Annotated in this window: 7 protein-coding genes; 6 read left to right on the top strand and 1 reads right to left on the bottom strand. The window is 69.9% G+C overall.

Translation table 11 applies throughout. From position 1 onward, the window contains the following. A partial coding sequence (locus tag RMO12_RS14035; protein ID WP_309639760.1) for an alpha/beta fold hydrolase occupies positions 1 to 526 on the bottom strand: 526 nt, incomplete at its 3' end. A 225-nt stretch (positions 527 to 751) separates the two neighbouring features. Between RMO12_RS14035 and pqqB the strand changes: the two genes are divergently transcribed. The 6 genes from pqqB to RMO12_RS14005 form a co-directional block, all read left to right on the top strand. Continuing rightward, the gene (gene pqqB, locus RMO12_RS14030; RefSeq protein ID WP_309639759.1) at positions 752 to 1,684 is read left to right on the top strand and encodes a pyrroloquinoline quinone biosynthesis protein PqqB; all 933 of its coding nucleotides are present in this window, start codon (positions 752 to 754) and stop codon (positions 1,682 to 1,684) included. Next, on the top strand, positions 1,681 to 2,436 hold the full coding sequence (gene pqqC / locus RMO12_RS14025) for a pyrroloquinoline-quinone synthase PqqC (RefSeq protein WP_309639758.1): 756 nt from the start codon (positions 1,681 to 1,683) through the stop codon (positions 2,434 to 2,436). Before pqqB ends, pqqC begins: the two co-directional genes overlap by 4 nt. Positions 2,437 to 2,483: 47 nt before the next feature. Then, a complete protein-coding gene (gene pqqD / locus RMO12_RS14020; RefSeq protein ID WP_309639762.1) occupies positions 2,484 to 2,711 on the top strand; it encodes a pyrroloquinoline quinone biosynthesis peptide chaperone PqqD in 228 nt (75 codons plus the stop codon). A gap of 13 nt (positions 2,712 to 2,724) precedes the next feature. After that, positions 2,725 to 3,951, top strand: a complete 1,227-nt coding sequence (pqqE, locus tag RMO12_RS14015; protein WP_309639757.1) for a pyrroloquinoline quinone biosynthesis protein PqqE — start codon at positions 2,725 to 2,727, stop codon at positions 3,949 to 3,951. After that, positions 3,951 to 4,712 (top strand): ABC transporter ATP-binding protein, encoded by a 762-nt coding sequence (locus RMO12_RS14010; protein WP_309639756.1) that lies wholly within the window; start codon positions 3,951 to 3,953, stop codon positions 4,710 to 4,712. Before pqqE ends, RMO12_RS14010 begins: the two co-directional genes overlap by 1 nt. A 68-nt stretch (positions 4,713 to 4,780) precedes the next feature. Further along, a partial coding sequence (locus RMO12_RS14005) for an ABC transporter permease (RefSeq protein ID WP_309639761.1) occupies positions 4,781 to 5,167 on the top strand: 387 nt, incomplete at its 3' end.

The following is a 5,167-nucleotide window of genomic DNA, read 5'->3' as shown; positions in this document are numbered from 1 at the left end:
CGGCCGCATCGGCGAGCGCCTCGCCGAGCCACACGCGGCCGGGCTCGCCCAACCAGGCGGGCCAGGCGGCGATGTAGCGCCGCGTTTCAGCGGCCGTGCCGAGGAAGGGGCTGCGCAGCAGCAGCCCCTCCACGCGCTCGGGCCAGCGCGCGGCATAGGCCAGCACGACGCGCGCGCCCCAGGAGCCGCCGGCCAGCGCCCAGCGCGGCAGCGCCAGCCGCTCGCGCAGGCGCTCCATGTCGTGCAGCAACCCGGCCAGCGTGTTGGCGGCGGTTTCGCCGAGCGGGGTGCTGCGGCCGCAGCCGCGCTGGTCGATGGCAATCCAGCGCACCTCGAGGCCGTCGAACCAGCGCGTCGGCTCGACGCGGCTGGCGCCGCCCGGCCCGCCATGCACGATCAGCACCGGCACGCCCTGCGGTTCTCCGCCTTGGCACCACCACACGCGGTGACCGTCGGCAGGCGCCAGCCAGTCGCCTTCAGGCAGCGTGGAGGCAAGGGTTTGTCCGGGCCGGGTCGGCTGATTCACAGGGTCATTGCGGGGTTGCAGGCCCGGCGTCGGGTAGAGGAATCTCGGGGCAAGGGGCGAGCGCTCGGGCGCGGCCGACATCATGCCGGGAGACGACGATCATGCAATGGAACCACCGCAGCACGAAGCCGTGCGCTTCGGTTTCGAGGTGGGCCGGCGCGCCGCGTAGCGCTGCGCTGTTCGTGAAGCGATGAGGTTCGTCTTGTCCGCCGCATGGGGTCAGTCATGAAGGTGCTCGTGCTCGGCTCGGGCGCCGGAGGCGGCTGCCCACAATGGAACTGCAATTGCGCCATGTGCGCCGCCGCGCGCAACGGCTCGCGCCTGATCCGGGCGCGCACGCAAAGCTCCATTGCCGTGTCGCCCGACGGCCAACGCTGGGTGCTGCTCAACGCCTCGCCCGACATCGGCCAGCAGCTGCGCCTGCAGCCCGCGCTGCAGCCGCAGCACGGGCTGCGCGACACCCCCATCAAGGCGGTGGTGCAGATGGACGCGCAAGTCGACCACGCGACCGGCCTGCTGAGCCTGCGCGAAGGCCCACCGATCGAGCTGTACGTGACGCCCTGCGTGTTCGAAGACCTGACCACGGGCCTGCCGATCCTGTCGGTGCTCGAGCACTACTGCGGCGTGCGGTGGCACATGCTGCCGGTGGCCGGCGAGCAGCGCGTGGCCGAGTTCGTGATCGACGGCTTCGAGACCTTGCGCTTTCGCGCCATCGCCATTCCCGGCAAGGCGCCGCCCTATTCGCCGCACCGCCACGACCCCAAGGTGGGCGACAACATCGCGCTCGAGATCACCGACCGGCGCTCGGGCAAGCGCCTGTGCTACGCGCCCGGGCTGGCCGCGGTGGGACCCAGCGAGTTCGAGTGGATGCAGGGCGCCGACTGCCTGCTGGTGGACGGCACCTTCTGGACCGACGACGAGATGATCACCGCCGGGCTGGGCAGCAAGCGCGCCGCCGACATGGGCCATCTGCCGCAGTGCTCGAGCGACGGGCGGCCCGGCATGATGGACGCACTCGACGGCACGCGCGCCGGGCGCAAGTTGCTGATCCACATCAACAACAGCAATCCGATCCTCGACGACGACGGGCCCGAGCGCGCCGAACTCGCGCACCGCGGCATCGAAGTCGCGCACGACGGCATGGAGATCTCACTGTGAACGCTGCGCTGCCCACGGCGGCATCGGGCACCTTGCCCTGGCCCGCGGCCGAGTTCGAGGCGCGCCTGCGCGCCAAGGAGGCCGGCTATCACATCCACCACGCCTTCAACCAGCGCCTCAACAGCGGCGCGCTGGCGCCCTTTCAGGTGCGCGGCTGGGTCGCCAACCGCTTTTACTACCAGCAGGCGATCCCGATGAAGGATGCCGCGGTGATGAGCAATTGCGACGACCGCGAAACGCGCCGCCGTTGGGCGCTGCGGCTGCTGGACCACGATGGCCACGACGACTTTGCGGGCAGCCATGCCGGCGGCATCGAGGTGTGGACGCAACTCGGCATCGCCACCGGCCTCACCCGCGACGAGCTGTGGTCGCAGCGCCATGTGCAGCCCGGCGTGCGCTTCGCGGTCGACGCCTATGTCAACTTCGCGCGTCGCTCCTGCTGGCAAGAAGGCGTGATCTCCTCGCTCACCGAAATGTTCGCGCCCAAAATCCATGCTGATCGGCTGGCCGGCTGGCCGAGCCACTACCCCTGGATCGACGCCAGCGGACTGGCCTATTTTCGCAACCGCATACCGCTGGCGCAGCGCGACGTGGAGCACGGCCTCGAGGTGGCGCAGGGCTGGTGCGACACGCGCGCCAAGCAAGAGCGCGCGCTCGCCGTCCTGCAGTTCAAGCTCGACGTGCTCTGGAGCCTGCTCGACGCCGTCGAGCGCGCCTACCCCGACGACATGGCGACGGAGAAAAGACCTTGAGCAACACCGGCCTCGTCATCGACACGGCGCAGCCAAAGCTCGCGCCGATGTACCGTCTGCAGTTCGAACCGGCGCAGGACTGCTGGGTGTTGCTTTACCCCGAAGGCCTGGTCAAGCTCAACGGCCCGGCCAGCGAGATCCTCAAACGCTGCGACGGCCAGGCCAGCGTGAACGACATCACCGCCGACCTGGAACGCGCATTCAGCCAAGGCAACCTGCGCGGCGATGTCGGTGAATTCTTGAGTGACGCTTATGAATGCCAGTGGATCGTCTGAGGAAGTACACCCGATGGGCGCGCCCTCGGGCATGGCGCCTCTGCCCCGCACGGGCCCCGGCGCGCCGATGTGGCTGCTCGCCGAGCTCACCTACAGGTGCCCGCTGCACTGCGTGTTCTGCTCCAACCCGACCAACTACGCCGACCACATGGCGGAGCTGCCGACCGAGGACTGGAAGCGCGTGTTCCGCGAGGCACGCGCCATGGGGGCGGTGCAACTGGGCTTTTCCGGCGGCGAGCCGCTGCTGCGCGACGACCTCGAAGAGCTCGTCGCCGAGGCCCGCGGCCTGGGCTACTACACCAACCTCATCACCTCGGGCATCGGCCTGACGGAGAAGCGCGCCCGCGCGCTCAAGGAGGCCGGGCTCGACCACATCCAGCTCAGCTTCCAGGACTCCACCAAGGAGCTGAACGACTTTCTCTCCTCCACGCGCACCTTCGAGCACAAGAACAAGGTCGCCGCGATCATCAAGGGCCTGGGCTACCCGATGGTGCTCAACTGCGTGATGCACCGCTACAACCTGCCGCACGTGGGCCGCATCATCGACATGGCCGAGCGCATGGGAGCCGACTTCCTCGAGCTCGCCAACACGCAGTACTACGGCTGGGCCTGGCTCAACCGCACCGCGCTCATGCCCACGCGCGAGGACCTGGCCGACGCCGAAGCCATCGTCGACGCGCATCGCCAGCGTCTGGCCGGGCGCATGAAGATCCTGTGGGTCTCGCCCGACTACGTCGACGCCAAGCCCAAGCCCTGCATGGCCGGCTGGGGTGCCGTGTTCCTGGTGATCGCGCCCGACGGCGTGGCCTTGCCCTGCCACAGCGCGCGCATGCTGCCGGGGCTTGATTTCCCCAAGGTCACCGAGCACGGCATCTCGCACATCTGGCGCGACAGCGACGCCTTCAACAAGTACCGCGGCACGTCGTGGATGAGCGAGACCTGCATCAACTGCGACCAGCACACGCTCGACTTCGGCGGCTGCCGCTGCCAGGCATTTTTGGTGACCGGCAACGCCGCGGCCACCGACCCGGTGTGCCCCAAGAGCCCGGACCGCCACCTGATCGACGACGCCATCAACGCCGGCAGCCTGGCCGCTGCGGGTCTGACGAGCGCGCCGCTGAAGTTCGTGCCCAACGCCTCCAAGGCCGGCGCCCTCTGGTACCGCACCGACGCCAACTCGCGCGTCCTCGGCGAAGCCGAGCCCGACGCGCTGCAAACCACCGCGACCGCTCCCGTTTAATGCGCGCCGACACCGGCGGGCAGCCGATGCTGAGCGTGCGGCGCCTGACCCAGCGCTACGGCACGCGCACCGCCATCAAGTCGCTCGACCTGGCACTGGCCGCTGGCCAGTTCACCGCGCTGCTCGGACCCAACGGTGCCGGCAAGTCCACGCTGTTCCAGGTGCTCACCGGCTTGTTCGCGGCCGACGACGGCGAGGTGGAGGTGGCCGGCCATTCGCTGCGCGACCATGCAGCGCGTGCGCTGCGCCACATCGGCGTGGTGTTCCAGCAAAGCGCGCTCGACCTCGACCTGAGCGTCGAGCGCAACCTGCTGTTCCAGGCCGACCTGCACGGGCTGCCGCGGCGCCTGGCGCATGAACGCATCCAGGCCGGTTGCGCGCGCCTGGGCATCGAGGCCGAGCTTTCGCGCAAGGCGCGCGAACTCTCCGGCGGCAACCGCCGCAAGGTCGAGCTGGTGCGCGCCAACCTGCACCAGCCGGCGCTGCTGCTGATGGACGAGGCGACCGTGGGCCTGGACCCCAAGTCGCGCCAGGATCTGCTGGCCGCCCTGCACGACGACGTGCGCCAGCGCGGCGTGTGCGTGCTGTGGGCCACCCACTGGGTCGAAGAAGCCGCCACGGCCGACCGCGTGCTGGTGTTACACCAGGGCGAGCTGATGGCCGACGGCACGCCCGCCGCCGTGACGGCCGCGCTCGGCGGCACGACGCTGGAGCAGGGCTTCATCGCACGCACCAGCGGCGCGCCGAGGGCGCCGCATTGAGCCGGCACCGCGCGCTCGACACCGACCCTTCGGCTCGCCACGCCGACGCGGGCGGCGCACGCCACGGCATCGCCCACGCCCTGCAGGCGCTGGTGGCGATCGTGCAGCGCGAGCTGCTCAAGTTCGTGCAGCAGACCGGGCGGCTGGCGTCGGCACTGATACGGCCTTTGCTGTGGCTGGCGGTGTTCGGTGCCGGCTTTCGCAGCGTCTCGGGCCTCGGTGCGGCAGCACCTTACGACCACGCCGTTTCGTACGACGTCTACCTCGTGCCCGGGCTCGTCGGCATGGTGCTGCTGTTCAACGGCATGCAGTCCTCGCTCTCGATGGTCTACGACCGCGAGATGGGCCTGATGCGCCTGCTGCTCACCGCGCCGCTGCCGCGCGCCTGGCTGCTGTTTGCCAAGCTGTGCGCCACCGCGCTGCTCTCGCTCTTGCAGGCGCTGGCCTTCGTGGCG

This window comes from Methylibium sp. (genome assembly GCF_031393925.1).
In the GTDB taxonomy this organism is placed as follows: domain Bacteria; phylum Pseudomonadota; class Gammaproteobacteria; order Burkholderiales; family Burkholderiaceae_C; genus Methylibium.
This window is presented reverse-complemented; position numbering and strand designations above follow the sequence as displayed.

Excerpts from the sequence above, each read along its gene's own strand:
- pqqB (WP_309639759.1), top strand. The coding sequence starts at position 752 with ATGAAGGTGCTCGTGCTCGGCTCGGGCGCCGGAGGCGGCTGCCCACAA.
- pqqD (WP_309639762.1), top strand. The coding sequence starts at position 2,484 with ATGTACCGTCTGCAGTTCGAACCGGCGCAGGACTGCTGGGTGTTGCTT.
- pqqE (WP_309639757.1), top strand. The coding sequence starts at position 2,725 with ATGGGCGCGCCCTCGGGCATGGCGCCTCTGCCCCGCACGGGCCCCGGC.
- RMO12_RS14010 (WP_309639756.1), top strand. The coding sequence starts at position 3,951 with ATGCGCGCCGACACCGGCGGGCAGCCGATGCTGAGCGTGCGGCGCCTG.